The sequence below is a fragment of the Halorubrum sp. AD140 genome (genome assembly GCF_034497445.1).
Taxonomy (GTDB): Archaea; Halobacteriota; Halobacteria; order Halobacteriales; family Haloferacaceae; genus Halorubrum.
Window position 1 is genome coordinate 39,454 of sequence record NZ_JAXRUU010000008.1, and the last position, 13,174, is coordinate 52,627.

At 72.2% G+C, this 13,174-nt stretch carries 17 protein-coding genes; 10 read left to right on the top strand and 7 right to left on the bottom strand.

The window, feature by feature from the left end; genetic code table 11:
* Window positions 1-3 precede the first annotated feature (3 nt).
* From cofD to U4E84_RS03645, 8 genes are all read left to right on the top strand, one after another.
* Window positions 4-1,050 carry a 2-phospho-L-lactate transferase gene (gene cofD, locus U4E84_RS03610; protein WP_322530733.1) on the top strand — a complete coding sequence of 349 codons (1,047 nt, stop codon included), beginning with the start codon at window positions 4-6 and terminating at the stop codon, window positions 1,048-1,050.
* The gene (locus U4E84_RS03615; protein WP_322530734.1) at window positions 1,047-1,886 is read left to right on the top strand and encodes a tRNA-dihydrouridine synthase; all 840 of its coding nucleotides are present in this window, start codon (window positions 1,047-1,049) and stop codon (window positions 1,884-1,886) included. Before cofD ends, U4E84_RS03615 begins: the two co-directional genes overlap by 4 nt.
* Window positions 1,883-2,914: a triphosphoribosyl-dephospho-CoA synthase gene (locus U4E84_RS03620; protein ID WP_322530735.1), complete on the top strand. Its 1,032-nt coding sequence runs from the start codon at window positions 1,883-1,885 to the stop codon at window positions 2,912-2,914. Before U4E84_RS03615 ends, U4E84_RS03620 begins: the two co-directional genes overlap by 4 nt.
* Entirely contained in the window at window positions 2,911-3,582 is a 672-nt protein-coding gene (locus U4E84_RS03625; RefSeq protein ID WP_322530736.1) for a DUF447 domain-containing protein, read from the top strand. The genes U4E84_RS03620 and U4E84_RS03625 overlap by 4 nt, the downstream gene beginning before the upstream one ends.
* Window positions 3,583-3,677: 95 nt before the next feature.
* Complete coding sequence (locus U4E84_RS03630; RefSeq protein ID WP_322530737.1) at window positions 3,678-3,872, top strand: 30S ribosomal protein S17e; 195 nt, start codon at window positions 3,678-3,680, stop codon at window positions 3,870-3,872.
* A 103-nt stretch (window positions 3,873-3,975) separates the two neighbouring features.
* Entirely contained in the window at window positions 3,976-5,169 is a 1,194-nt protein-coding gene (locus U4E84_RS03635) for a tripartite tricarboxylate transporter permease (protein WP_322530738.1), read from the top strand.
* A gap of 110 nt (window positions 5,170-5,279) precedes the next feature.
* Window positions 5,280-5,459, top strand: coding sequence for an HVO_2753 family zinc finger protein (locus tag U4E84_RS03640; protein WP_092565370.1), 180 nt, complete (start codon window positions 5,280-5,282; stop codon window positions 5,457-5,459).
* A gap of 1 nt (window position 5,460) precedes the next feature.
* Complete coding sequence (locus U4E84_RS03645) at window positions 5,461-5,727, top strand: elongation factor 1-beta (RefSeq protein ID WP_322530739.1); 267 nt, start codon at window positions 5,461-5,463, stop codon at window positions 5,725-5,727.
* Between the two features lie 125 nt (window positions 5,728-5,852).
* On the opposite strand, the gene U4E84_RS03650 is transcribed toward U4E84_RS03645, so the two are convergent.
* The 7 genes from U4E84_RS03650 to U4E84_RS03680 form a co-directional block, all read right to left on the bottom strand.
* Entirely contained in the window at window positions 5,853-6,224 is a 372-nt protein-coding gene (locus U4E84_RS03650; protein ID WP_322530740.1) for a thioredoxin family protein, read from the bottom strand.
* 85 nt (window positions 6,225-6,309) lie between these two features.
* Complete coding sequence (locus U4E84_RS03655; protein ID WP_322530741.1) at window positions 6,310-7,308, bottom strand: Gfo/Idh/MocA family oxidoreductase; 999 nt, start codon at window positions 7,306-7,308, stop codon at window positions 6,310-6,312.
* Between the two features lie 82 nt (window positions 7,309-7,390).
* On the bottom strand, window positions 7,391-7,636 hold the full coding sequence (locus U4E84_RS03660; protein ID WP_322530742.1) for a hypothetical protein: 246 nt from the start codon (window positions 7,634-7,636) through the stop codon (window positions 7,391-7,393).
* A 64-nt stretch (window positions 7,637-7,700) separates the two neighbouring features.
* The gene (locus tag U4E84_RS03665) at window positions 7,701-7,916 is read right to left on the bottom strand and encodes a CbaC protein (RefSeq protein WP_322530743.1); all 216 of its coding nucleotides are present in this window, start codon (window positions 7,914-7,916) and stop codon (window positions 7,701-7,703) included.
* Window positions 7,913-9,706 (bottom strand): b(o/a)3-type cytochrome-c oxidase subunit 1, encoded by a 1,794-nt coding sequence (locus tag U4E84_RS03670; RefSeq protein WP_322530744.1) that lies wholly within the window; start codon window positions 9,704-9,706, stop codon window positions 7,913-7,915. Before U4E84_RS03670 ends, U4E84_RS03665 begins: the two co-directional genes overlap by 4 nt.
* Window positions 9,703-10,215, bottom strand: coding sequence for a cytochrome c oxidase subunit II (locus U4E84_RS03675; protein WP_322530745.1), 513 nt, complete (start codon window positions 10,213-10,215; stop codon window positions 9,703-9,705). Before U4E84_RS03675 ends, U4E84_RS03670 begins: the two co-directional genes overlap by 4 nt.
* Window positions 10,216-10,221: 6 nt before the next feature.
* A complete protein-coding gene (locus U4E84_RS03680; RefSeq protein ID WP_322530746.1) occupies window positions 10,222-10,395 on the bottom strand; it encodes a hypothetical protein in 174 nt (57 codons plus the stop codon).
* 97 nt (window positions 10,396-10,492) lie between these two features.
* On the opposite strand from U4E84_RS03680, the gene U4E84_RS03685 reads away from it, so the two are divergent.
* The gene (locus U4E84_RS03685; protein WP_322530747.1) at window positions 10,493-10,699 is read left to right on the top strand and encodes a hypothetical protein; all 207 of its coding nucleotides are present in this window, start codon (window positions 10,493-10,495) and stop codon (window positions 10,697-10,699) included.
* Window positions 10,700-10,729: 30 nt separating this feature from the next.
* Window positions 10,730-13,174 carry a cation-translocating P-type ATPase gene (locus tag U4E84_RS03690; RefSeq protein ID WP_322530748.1) on the top strand — a complete coding sequence of 815 codons (2,445 nt, stop codon included), beginning with the start codon at window positions 10,730-10,732 and terminating at the stop codon, window positions 13,172-13,174.

The window sequence follows — 13,174 nt, forward strand, 5'->3', positions numbered from 1 at the left end:
GGTATGGTCACGTTGCTCGCCGGCGGCACGGGGACGCCGAAGCTCCTCGACGGGGCGACCCGCGTGTGGGACCCCGGAGCGGTGACGGTCGTCGCCAACACGGGCGACGACGTCGAGCTCGGCGGTCACCTCGTCTGTCCCGACGTCGACACCGTGCTGTTCGCCGGCGGGGACGTCCTCGACCGCGAGACGTGGTGGGGGATCGCTGACGACACGACCGCGACCCACGCGGAGCTGCGCCGGCTCGCCGAGGAGATCGGTCTCGGAACGACCCCCCGGTACCTCGACGCCGACGTGCAGACGACCGGCCGCGAGATCGCTCGCTGGCGGCGCTTCTCCGGCGTCGGCGAGTTCATGGAGATCGGCGACCGCGACCGCGCGGTCCACGTCACGCGCACGAGCCTGCTCGACGAGGGGCGCACGCTCACCGAGGCGATCAGCCTCCTCGCGGACGCCTTCGGTCTCTCCGTCGAACTCCTCCCGATGTCCGACGACCCGGTCGCGACGCTGGTCCACACCGCCGCCGGCGAGACGATGCACTTCCAGGAGTACTGGGTCGCCCGCCGCGGCGAGCCCGCCGTCGCCGACGTCGAGTTCCGCGGCGCCGAGGACGCCGAACCGACCGACGCCGTGCTGGACGCGCTCGCCGACCCGGTCGTGATCGGCCCCTCGAACCCGGTGACGAGCATCGGCCCGATGCTCGCGCTCCCCGGGTTCGAGGCGGCGCTGGCCGACTCCCCAATCGTCGCCGTTTCGCCGTTCGTCGGCGACGAGGTCTTCTCCGGCCCGGCGGCCGACCTGATGGCCGGCGTCGGCCGCGAGCCGTCGACCGCGGGCGTCGCCGACGCGTACCCGTTCGCGGACGCGTTCGTCCTCGATGCGGCCGACCCGACCGACCTCCCCGATCGGCACGTCGAGCGCACCGACACCCGGATCGACGACCCGGACGACGCCGAACGCGTCGCCCGGGCCTGCGAGCGCGCGCTGGCGGCGGTGACGGACGCGACGACCACGGAGGCGACGACTACGGACGCGGAGGTGACTGAGTGACGACGAACGGAGACGCTGGCTCGGCTCCGTTCCTCGTCGCCGCCAGCCTCAGCGGCGCGGCCGACGCGGACTGGGCGCGCGCCGCGGCCCCCCACGTCGACGCCGCGGTGCTCGGCGGGATCGCGCTCGACCCGTCGAGTCGGGCGGCCGCGCGCGACCTCGTCGACCGCGGGCGGTCGGAGTTTCTCCCAGAGGACCCGCTCGCGTGGATCGACGGGCAGCTGGACCGGCTCTCCGACGCGCCGGTCCGCCCCGGCGTCCACGTCCGGAGCGCGACCGTCGAGCCGGTCGGCGAGGCTGCGATGCGCTGCGCCGAGCGGGACGCGGTCTGCGAGATCAACGCGCACTGCCGACAGCCGGAGCTGCGGGCGGTCGGCTGCGGCGAGTCCCTCCTCCGCGATCCGGGCCGACTCGCCGAGTACGTCGCCGCCGCGGCCGAGGCCGGCGCGACGACGAGCGTGAAGGTCCGCGCCGAGGTCCCCGGCGTCGACCTCGTCGCCGTCGCGGACGCGGTCGCGGAAGCCGGGGCGGACTGGCTCCACGTCGACGCGATGGACTCGGAGGCCGTGGTCGGGGAGCTGACCGCGGACGCCGACGCGGGCCCGAGGACGGACGACGAGGCGGCCCGAGCCGACCTCACCGTGATCGCCAACAACGGCGTCCGCGGCCGCGAGACGGTGGCCGAGTACGCCGCCCACGGGGCCGACGCCGTCAGCGTCGGACGGCCGACGGAGCGCCCCGCGGAACTCGCGCGCGTCGCCGAGGCGGTTCGCGCGTGGCGCGACGGCGAGCTGTCGGTCGGCGAGTGGGCGGGACGACCGGGGGCGTCGCCGTGACGCGCGACGACGCGACGGGCGACGTCGCGGACGACAGCCCGGACGGCCGCGGAACCGACCGCGACCCGGTCGACGACGCGACCCTCGCGCTCCTGCTCGAAGTCGCCGGCACCCCCAAGCCCGGCAACGTCGACCGCCGGCGGGACCTGGGTGACCTCCGGTTCGAGTCGTTCCTCGGCGGCGCGGTCGGCGCCCGCGAGGGGCTCGAACTGGCCGGGAGCGGCGAGGCGTCCGTCGGCGACGCCTTCGAGCGCGCGGTGGCGGGGATGGCCGACCGCGCGGGGACGAACACGCAGTTCGGCTGTCTGCTGCTCCTCGTCCCGCTGCTCCGCGCGACCGTCGCGGGCGACGACCCGTCCGCGGACCGTCCGCCCTCCTCCCTCACCCCCGCCGCCGTCGACCGCGTGACCCGCGAGACGACCGTCGACGACGCGGTGGCGTTCTACCGCGCGTTCGAGCACGTCGACGTCGCGGTCGCGGACCCTCCCGCGGGCGCGACCGACCTCGACGTGCGTCGCGGGAGCGACGCGGCGCCAGCGCTCCGCGAGCGGGCGATGACGCTCCGGGACGTGATGGCGATCTCGGCCCGTTCCGACGGTTCGGGGGATCCCGACGAGGTCCCCGATCGCAACGCACAGGAGTGGGTCGGGGGGTTCCCGCGGACGTTCCGCGCCGCCGAGTGGATCCGGACCGATACGGGACCGCTGACGGACCGCGCCGCGCGGGCGTTCCTCGGGCTGCTCGCGGCCGAGCCCGACACGCTGGTCGCCGCGACCCACGGCCCCGAGACGGCCCGCGAGGCGAGCGCTCGGGCCGCCGCGCTCCTCGACGGAGCGGGGATCGGCACCGACGGACTCGCCGTCGCGGCCGACCTCGACGTCGCCGCGGTCCACGGGGCCGACCTCGACGCCGCCGAGGCGCTGGCGACGGCGTTCGTCGACGAGGGGATCAACCCCGGGACGACCGCGGACCTCACCTGCGCGGCCCTGTACGTCGCGCTCCGACGCGGCGCGGGGGTGGCGCCGTGAGCGACGGGAACGCCGCCGACCGGGAGGGCGTCGCCTCCGCCCCCGACGGCTGGCCGGTCGCCCTCCGCGGCGTCACCGAGTCGGTCGTGACGACGCTCGGCCCGAACGGCCGCTGGAACGTCGCGGCGCTCGGGCTCCACGCGCCGGCCGAGCCCAACGCCCCCGTGACTGCGCGGACCTACGGACGCACGCGGACGTGGCGGAACTTCACCGAGCGCGGCGGCGGCGTCGTCCAGTTCACGACGGATCCCCGGACGTTCGTCGACGCCGCGCTGACGGTCCGCGAGGCGGACGACCCCGTACTTCCGACGGCCGACGCGTGGGTCGAGGTGACCGTCGAGGAGGTCGGACGCGAGACAGAGGGGGACACCACGGTCCGGACGTGGGCGCTCGATCCGGTCGAGAGCGGGACCCGCGACGAGCGCGTGCCGACGGTCAACCGCGGCTTCGGCGCGGTCGTCGACGCGACGGTGGCGGCCTCGCGGCTCGACGTGTCCGGCTTCGACGCCGACGAGCTCCTCGACCGCCTGACGTACTTCGCGGACGTGGTCGAGCGGTGCGGCGGGCCGGCCGAGCGCGAGGCGTTCGCGCGCATCGACGAGGCGACCGGCTGGCGAGCGCTCGCGGACAAGCGGGGGGGCGTCGACGGGTGCGCCGACGACGCGTGAGCGACCGCGCAGCGCGACGGGCCGCCGTGATACCGCCTCGCGGCCGCTCGCGGCGGAACGAACCCTTTTAGTTCGGCCCGGCGGTATCGCTCGGTATGGCCATCAAACCCAAGTACATCAAGCAGCTCGGGAACGTCCTGCTGGAGCAGTATCCCGACTCGTTCAACACGGACTTCGAGACGAACAAGGAGAGCGTCACGGCCCTGACCACCGTCGAGTCGAAGGGCGTCCGCAACCGGATCGCCGGCTACGTCACTCAGAAGAAGGCGCAGGCGGCCCAGAACGCGTAAGCGAGTTCGATTATCGACCGCTCGTCTCACCGCACGTCGAGCGGCGGCGCTGTGTCCCCGATCACCCCACGCTTATCACCCAAGCCGGGGCCACCTCGCCGCGATGGACGCACTCGTCCGCCCCGTCGTCGACCCGGCGTTCGCGGCGGCCGCGCTCGCGTTTCTATGTGGAGGCGTGACGCTCGGGACGCTCAGCGGGCTCGTTCCGGGACTCCACGCCAACAACTTCGCGCTGCTGCTCGCGGGGCTCGCCCCCTCGATTCCGGCCGACCCGCTGCTCGTCGGCGTGGCGATGCTCGCCGCGGGCGTGGTCCACTCGTTCCTCGACATCGTCCCTGCGCTCGCGCTCGGCGTCCCCGACGCGGCGACGGCGGTCGCGGCGCTGCCGGGACACAGGCTGGTGATCGCGGGTCGCGGGCGCGAGGCGATCCGGCTCTCGGCGGTCGGGTCCGGGCTGGCGGTCGCGCTCGCAGTCCCCCTCGCCGTCCCGATCACGTGGGCCATGGCGCGCGGCTACCCGTCGGTGCGGGCGCACCTCCCGCTGCTTCTGGCCGGCGTCGTCGCCTTCCTCGTGCTCACGGAGTCGTCGAAGCAAGCCGCAGTCGGCGGGTTCCTCGCGTTCCTCGCGAGCGCCGCGCTCGGGTTCGCGCCCCTCGCGCCGCTGTTCGCGGGGCTGTTCGGCGCGCCCGTGCTCGTCGACGCGCTCGGCGGCGAGGGCGTCCCGCCGCAGGCCGACGCCCGGATCACGATGGGCCGCCGGGACCTCGGCGTGAGCGCCGGCGCCGGGTCGCTCGCGGGGGCGGTGGTCGGCTACGTTCCCGGCGTCTCCGCGGCGATCGCCGCCGTCGCCGCGCTGCCGGCGGTCCCGCGCTCGGAGGGCGACCGCGGGTTCGTCGTCGCCACGAGCGGCGCCAACACGGCGAACACGATCTTCGCGCTGTTCGCGCTCGTCGCGCTGGGCACGCCGCGGACGGGCGTCACCGTCGCGATCGACCGCGCCGAGGTCCCCTTCGCGCTCCCGATCCTCCTCGTCGCCGCGGGGACCGCCGCGGCCTGCGGCTTCGCGCTCGTCCTGCTCGCTGGCGACGCCCACCTCCGCGTCGTCGGGAACGCGGACTACACCCGCCTGTCGATCGGCGTGCTGGCGCTGCTCGTCGGCGTCTCCTTCGCGTTCGCGGGCGCGTTCGGCGTCGGCGTCTTCCTCGTCGCCGGCGCGCTGGGGCTCGTTCCGCCGCGGATCGGCGCCCGGCGGGTCCACCTGATGGGCGTGCTGATCGGACCGCTGATCGCGGGCTGACGCGGGGAGCGACGAGCCGGACGTCCGCGGCGCTTGCGCGTGCGAGACGGGCACAGGGCGGCCGACCCCAAAGAACAACGGTTAAAAGTCGCGCGGTGGTGGTTCTGTGTATGAGCGAGAGTGAAACGCAGGGCACCCGACAGTGTGTCTCCTGTGGTATTCAGGTGGCCGGTATGAACGCCGCGCGGTTCTCCTGTCCGGACTGCGGGGCGACGATCCACCGGTGCGCGAAGTGCCGGAAGCAGAGCAACCTCTACGAGTGTCACGACTGCGGCTTCCGAGGGCCCTAGCATGGGAGACGTCGCCGCCAAGATCAAGGTCATGCCGAACAGCCCCGAGGTGGACCTCGACGACCTCCAGGACCGACTGGAGGAGTCGCTCCCGCAGGGCGCGAAGATCCGCGGCTTCCAGCGCGACGACGTCGCGTTCGGCCTCGTCGCCCTACTGCCGACCGTCATCGTCCCCGACGGCGCGGGCGGCACCGAGGCGGTCGAGGAGGCGTTCGTCGACGTCGAGGGCGTCGAGTCGGTCTCCGTCGAGAACGTCGGTCGGCTGTAGGACCGTTACCGCCGCGTCCTCACCCGGTGTTCGGACGCGTTTCCGTTCCGTTCCGTTCCGTTTCGCCCTCGACTCGGTAGCGACGCGCCCGTCGCCCGCTCCGTAACCGGGCACTCAGCGACCGCTCACTCGACGTGCTCGCGGACCCACGCCGCGAGCTCGTCGCCGGGAACAAACCCCTCCGCGCGGCGCGCCACCGGCTCGCCGTCCACGAACAGCACGAACAGCGGGACGCTCCGCACGTCGAACCGCTCGACGAGCGGCGGGTCGTCCCGCGGGTTGATCAGGCCGGCGTCGACGCCGAGGTCGCGGGCGACGTTCGCGAGGACGGGCTTCATGCCGTCACAGAGGCTGCACCCGTTGGTGTAGAACTCGACGAGCGCGGCCTCCCCGTCGGCGACGAACGCGTCGAGGGCGTCCCCGTCGGCGAGCGACGTCGGACCGCGGATACTCCCGTCTCCACCCGCTTCGGAATCTCCGACCGTGGTATTGGACATTATACACACTATTGGTGCCGAGTGCAGATAAACGCTCGCTCGACGCGAGCCGCTCGTCGAGCGGTTCGACGCGCGCCGCCGCGTTTCACGATACGTCGACCGGGCAGCCCTCGGCGGCGCTCTCGGCGAGCGCGTCGATGACCCGCATGTTCGCGACCGCCTCCGCGCCGTCGGTCAGGGGGGCGGTGTCGTCGGCGACGCGGTCGGCGAAGTGCTCCACCTGCAGCCGGTACTGGTCCACGGGGTCGAACGTCTCGACGCCGCGCCGACCGTCGATCTCGTAGGTCAGCTCCACCGGCTCGTCGTCGGGCGCGTCGAACGCCCGCTCGACCGCGATCCAGCCGTTCGTCGCGTCGATCCGGTACCGCTGTACGAGCCGCGTGTCGAACCCGGAGCCGATCCGGGCCGACCGACCGTCCGCGTACTCCAGCACGCCCGCGAGCTCCGTGTCGACGCCGGCGTCCCGGGTGTCGTTCGCGTGCGCGTACGCCCGGTCCGGATCGCCGAGGACCGCCCTGACGAGCGACACGGGGTAACAGCCGACGTCCATCAGCGATCCGCCGGCGAGCGCCGGGTCGAGTCGCACGTCGTCAGGGCGGTCGTACAGCGGGAACCGGAACGTCGAGGTCACCGTGCGCACGTCCTCCAGCTCCCGCTCGGCGAGTTCGAGGGCTCGCTCGGTCCGGGGGTGGTACCGGTACATGAACCCCTCCATCAGCGTGACGCCGCGCGCCTCACAGCGGTCCGCGACCGTCCGCGCCTCCACCGCGTCGACGGCGAGCGGCTTCTCGCAGAGCACGTGGAGGCCGGCGTCGGCCGCGCGCGTCGTCCACTCGGCGTGGAGTCCGTTCGGCAGCGGGACGTAGACGGCGTCGAGCGCGTCGTCGTCGAGGAGGGCCTCGTAGGAGCCGTAGCTCCGCGGTATCGACGCCGCATCGGCGAACGCCGCCGCCCGGTCCGCGTCGCGCGACGCGACCGCGCCGACTGCGTGGTCGCTCGCCGCGATCGCCGGGATGACCGCCTTCCGAGCGATTCCCGCGGTGCCGAGCACGCCGAAGGTGAGCGGGTCGGTCCGTGTTGGCATACGGGGCTATCGACGCCCCGGGAGGTGAAAAGGGTCGGTGACGCCGCCCGAGACCGGCCCGCCCGCGACCGTCCGCGCCGCGCTACCGGTCCGGCGGCTCGGGATTCACGAGCGGCGAGTCCTCGTTGACGCACTCGGAGCGGCCGCAGACGCCGGCGTCGGCGCCGGCCTGCGACACTCCCGGGGCGAGCGACTCGATGTCCCAGGTCACCTCGTGGTCGGTCGCCGACTCGTGGTCGTCGAGCGCGGCCCGCGCGGCCGGGAGCCGGTCGTACCCCGCCTCGAACGAGCAGTCGGCACACCGCACCGTGACGCGCGTCCGGTCCATACTGGACGTTGTCCGGGCGACACATAACGCTCGCGGCTCGGGACGGCGGGAACGAGCCGCGCCGCTACGCCGGCTCGTCGCTCTCGGGTTCGGCCCGCCACCCGCCCGTCAGCGTGACGAGCCACAGCACCACGCCGGCGAGCGCGAACACGGCGCCCATGTACGGGATGAGCGGCAGCTCGACGCCGAGGAAGTCGAGCACCGTCCGGAGCTCGTAGACGATCACGCCGAACACCGCGAGCGCGACGAGGAGCCCGCCGCGGGTCATGTCGACACTCATCGGACCACCCCGACGAGCGAGGCGGCGGCGTCACCGACGGCTCCGACGAGCGGGGTCACCGCGCCCGAGAGCGCGTCGAGCGCGGGCGCGAGCCACACCGGGTACGTGTCGACGCCCGGACCGAGCAGCCCGCCGCGCTCGACGATCGCCGCCAGCGGGAGCGCGTACGCGAGGACGACGAGCGTCAGCGCGATGCCGACCCACAGCCGGAGGTCGTCGAGCACCCAGGGGGCGTCGTCGGGCCCGGACAGCGCCGGCGACAGCGACTCGCCGATCCCGGCGATCCGCGGGTTCCCCATCGTGAGGACGACGTTCCCGAGGAACAGCACCGTCGAGACGAAAAGCAGCGTCCCGCCGATGGCGATCTGGACGTTGAGCTCCTCGAACCCGCCGAACATCGCCGGGTAGTCGAAGCCGGAGTACTCGGGCTCCGCGGTCCGGCGCGGGACGCCCAGGATCCCCTGCGCGTGCATCGCGTTGGACATCAGCGCCATGCCGATGAACCAGAGGACGACCTGGAAGAGCCCGATCGGTCGGCTGTATATCGGCTTGTTGGAGATCTGCGGCCAGATCCAGTAGGTCGCGGCCATGAACGTGAGCGCCACGGCGGTTCCGACGGTGAGGTGGAAGTGCCCCGGAACCCAGATCGTGTTGTGGATCATGTAGTTGATGTTCATGCCGGCGTTCACCATCCCGGAGAACCCGCCGGCGGCGAACATCAGCCCCGCGAGCATCATCCCGGTGAACTCGGGCTTGCGCCACGGGAGGTCGGTGAGCCAGCCGAGCAGTCCCGTCCCGCCGCGCTGTCGCGCGCCGTACTCCACGCTCGCGACGACCGTGAACGCCGTGAGCAGGCTCGGCAACAGGAGGAACATCGTGTTCGTCATCGAGATGAACTTGAACCCCTCCGCGATCCCCGGATCGAGGTACTGGTGGTGGATGCCGACGGGGGTAGACAGGAGGAGGAACAGCACGAATACGACGCGCGCCAGCGGGTCGCTGAACAGCCGCCCGCCGGCGATCGTGGGCAGCACGGTGTACCACAGCAGGTACGCCGGCATCAGCCAGAAGTACACCACCGGGTGGCCGAAGAACCAGAACAGCGTCCGGGTCAGCGTGGGGTTCACCGACTCGATGAGTCCGAGCGACCACGGCAGCAGGAAGATCAGGACCGACGCGGCGACGGCGGACGACGCGATGTACCACATCGCCATCGTCGTCAGCACCATGAACGTCTGCAGCGGGATCCGCTCGTCGGGGTGCTCGCGCTTCCAGGCGAGCCACGTCCGGAACCAGTCGGCGCCGGCGATCCACGTGCCGACGATGAAGACGGCGAGCCCGGCGTAAAACAGCGGGTGCGCCTGCAGCGGCGCGTAGAAGGTGAACAGCACGTCGGCGCTCATGTCGAGCGCGTCGGTGAAGCCGGCGAGGATCGAGACGCCGGTCATCGTCATCCCGACCGCCATGATCGCGTACCACGTCCACGTGATCCTGATGTTCACGAGCGGTCGACCGAGGCTCCGCACGACCGCCCACGTGAACAGCCCGACGAGGAAGAATATCGTGAAGCTGATCACCAGGAACACCCCGTGGGCGGTCAGGACGGTGTAGTACTCCGTGGAGTCGACGAGCCCCCGGAAGATACCGGTCCGGTGGAGCGTCTGGACGATACCGAACAGCGCGCCGAGCGCCAGCGCCAGAAAGGAGCTGAGGAGCGCGGCGCGGACGATTCGCGCCTCCTGGGGGAACTCGTCGACGAAGCTGCGGTCGCCTTCGATCGCCTCGCTCATTCCTCGTCACCTCCGGCCTGTTCTTCGTACTCGGACTGGCTGACGACCTCGAAGGAGCCCTCCATCCCGTGGTGGCCGCCGCCGCAGTACTCGTTACAGAGGACCCCGTACTCGCCCGGCTCGTCCACCTCGACGGTGAGCTCGGCGACCTCGCCGGGAATCACCATCGTGTTCGCGTTCGTCCCCACGACCTCGAAGCCGTGCGTCACGTCTTGAGAGGTGACGTAGAACGTCACCGTGCTGTCCTCGGGGACGACGATCGGGTCGGGCTCGAACGCGAACTGGTAGGCGACGACGTACGCCGCGTACTCGTCCTCGCCGACCTGCTCGACGCGCGGCTCGGAGAACCGGTCGTCCTCGTCGAGGGCGGTGGCGTCGATCGGCTCCTCGCTGTCGGTCACCATCGCGACGCCCGGCCCGACGGCGCCGTAGGTGACCGTGCCGATGAGCAGGAGAATGAGCAGGATCGACGCCGCGAGCCAGAGCTTCTCGTAGGCGTGAATGTGCATCCGTGATCACCCCACGACGACCAGATCGCGTCCGAGGAACTCGATGTAGTAGATGTACACCCACGCGAGCAACAGGATGACGAAGTAGATCCCGATTAGCGCGAGGGTTCCGATCGGGTCGAACTCCTCGTCACCGCTCACATCGTCAGTCGATGCGTGTGCGGCTTGGTTTTGCCCCATGGACCGGATTATACACTGAGAGATATATAACGTCTATCCGTTCTCGGGGGCTGAAAACACGGACGATATATATCCCCGCCGGCCCGAACGTTTCGACATGGAATTCTCGCTCCAGCGGGCCCTGCTCCTGGTGTTGGGCGGTCTCATCCCGGCGGTGGTGTTCCTCGCCGACCGGGCGGAGATCGTCGTCGCCGTGACGCTCGTGAACGTGCTCATCATCTGGGGGAGCCTCCAGGTCGCGACCGGCGGGAGCCTCCGCCCCGGTTCGGGCGCCTCGGACGCGTCGGATCCGGAGGAGGCGTAGCGCCGCCGTCGGAGGCCGGACCCGAACCCAATGTCGAACTGCACCCTCTGTGACCTGCCCACGGGCGACGATCCCCACGTCGCCCCCGACGTGGACGGCGAGTACTGTTGTCGCGGCTGCCTCGCGGTCGCCCGCTCGCTCGACGACGTGGCGGACCCCGCCGACCTCGACGAACGTCGGCCGGACGCGACTCCGGCGGACGACTTCGACGGCGAGACGACGTTCCTCCACGTCGACGGCATGCACTGCGCGACCTGCGAGTCGTTCCTCGAGCTGACCGCCGGCGAACAGGAGGGCGTCGCGGCCGCCGCGGCGAGCTACGCCACGGACACGATCCGCGTCGACTACGATCCCGACGCGGTGAGCGCCGAGGAGCTCCCGGAGCGCCTCTCCGTGGCGGGCTACACCGCCAGCGACCGGAGCGATCCGAAGCCGGCCGGTGACGACGCCGCAGTCGTGCGGTTCCTGATCGGCGGCGGCTTCTTCGGGATGATGGCGATGCTGTGGTACGTCCTCTTCCTGTATCCGACCTACTTCGGGTACGAGCCGATCCTCGAGCTCGGCGGCGTCTCCGGCACCTACCTGTTCGCGCAGGTGTGGGTGTTCGCCTCGATCGTCCTCTTTTACACCGGCTTCCCGATCCTGCGAGGCGCGTACGTGAGCCTCCGGGCGCGGCGGCCGAACATGGACCTGCTGGTGTCGCTGGCGGCGGCCAGCTCGTACGCGTACAGCACGCTCGCGCTCCTTCTCGGCCGCACCGACCTCTACTTCGACGTGACGATCGCCGTGGTTCTGGTGGTCACCGCGGGCAACCACTACGAGTCGCTGATCAAGCGGCGCGCGACCGGAATGCTCTCGGAGCTCGCGACGGCCGGCGACCGGACCGTCCGTACCGAGGACGGCGAGACCGTCGCGGCCGAGGCGGTCGAGCCGGCCGACCGGCTCCTCGTCCGGCCCGGCGAGCGCGTGCCCTTCGACGGGACGGTCGTCGAGGGGACCGCCGCCGTCGACGAGGCGCTCGTCACGGGCGAGTCGCTCCCGGCGACGAAGCGGGAGGGCGACGAGGTCCGCGGCGGGACCGTCGTCACCGACGCGCCGGTCGTCGTCGCCGTCGGCGAGGACGCGACGAGCACGCTCGACACGCTGGTCCGGCTGCTGTGGGAGATCCAGAGCTCGCGGTCGGGCATCCAGCGGCTCGTCGACAAGCTCGCGACCGCCTTCGTTCCGCTCGTCATCGCGGTCGCCGCCCTCGGCGCGGCGGCGACCTTCGCGCTCGGCTCGGCGCCTGTCGACGCCGCGCTGGTCGGGCTCACGGTGCTCATCGTCTCGTGTCCCTGCGCGCTCGGGCTCGCGACGCCGCTCGCGATCGCCGCCGGGATCCGCGACGCGGCCCGCCGCGGCATCGTGATCGTCTCGGACGCCGTCTTCGAGGAGGCGGCCGACGTCGACGTCGTCGTGCTCGACAAGACGGGGACGCTCACCGACGGCGAGATGCGGATGCTCGACGCCGTCACCGACGGCGCGTCGCCGGACGAGGTGCGTCGCCGGGCGGCGGCGGTCGAGCGCGCCTCGGCTCACCCGATCGCCGAGGCGATCGTCGACGGAGTCGTCGTCGACGAGGGACCGACCGGCTCGCGACGCGGAACCGAGCGCGACGCCACGCTCGCGACGGACGGCGGCGTGGCGAAGGCGGCCGGAACGAGCGTTCTCGACGACGCCGACGGACCGATTCCGTCGGCCGCCGACGTGACGGTCACCGACAGGGGGGTACGCGGCCGAGTCGACGGCGACGAGGTCGTCGTCGGGCATCGGTCGCTGTTCGACGGGGCGGAGTGGACGGTCCCCGCGTCGCTCGAGGCCGCCGGCGAGACGGCTCGGGACGAGGGTCGCGTCCCCGTCTTCGTCGGCTGGGAGGGGTCGGTCGTCGGCGTCCTCGTCGTCGGCGACGAGGTCCGCGACGGCTGGGAAGAGGTCGTCACCGACCTCGCGACCGGCGGACGCCGCGTCGTGGTGCTCACCGGCGACTCGCCCGCCGCCGCCCGGCGGTTCGAGACCCATCCGGCCGTCGACGAGGTCTTCGCGGAGGTGCCCCCGGAGGCGAAAGCCGAGACCGTCCGGCGGATCGCGGCGACGGAGCGGGTCGCCATGGTCGGCGACGGGAGCAACGACGCGCCGGCGCTCGCGGCGGCCGACCTCGGCGTCGCCGTCGCGAGCGGCACGGACCTCGCGGCCGACGCCGCGGACGCCGTCCTCCTGGAGGACCGCCTCTCCGCGATCCCGGAGCTGTTCGCTGTCACCCGCGGGACGAACCGTCGGCTCAAGCAGAACCTCGGCTGGGCGTTCGTCTACAACGCGGTGGCGATTCCGATGGCGATTTCGGGCGTGCTCAACCCCCTGCTCGCCGCGCTCGCGATGGCGACGAGCAGCGTCCTCGTGGTGACGAACTCCGCGCGGCCGGTTTACGAGGACGACTGA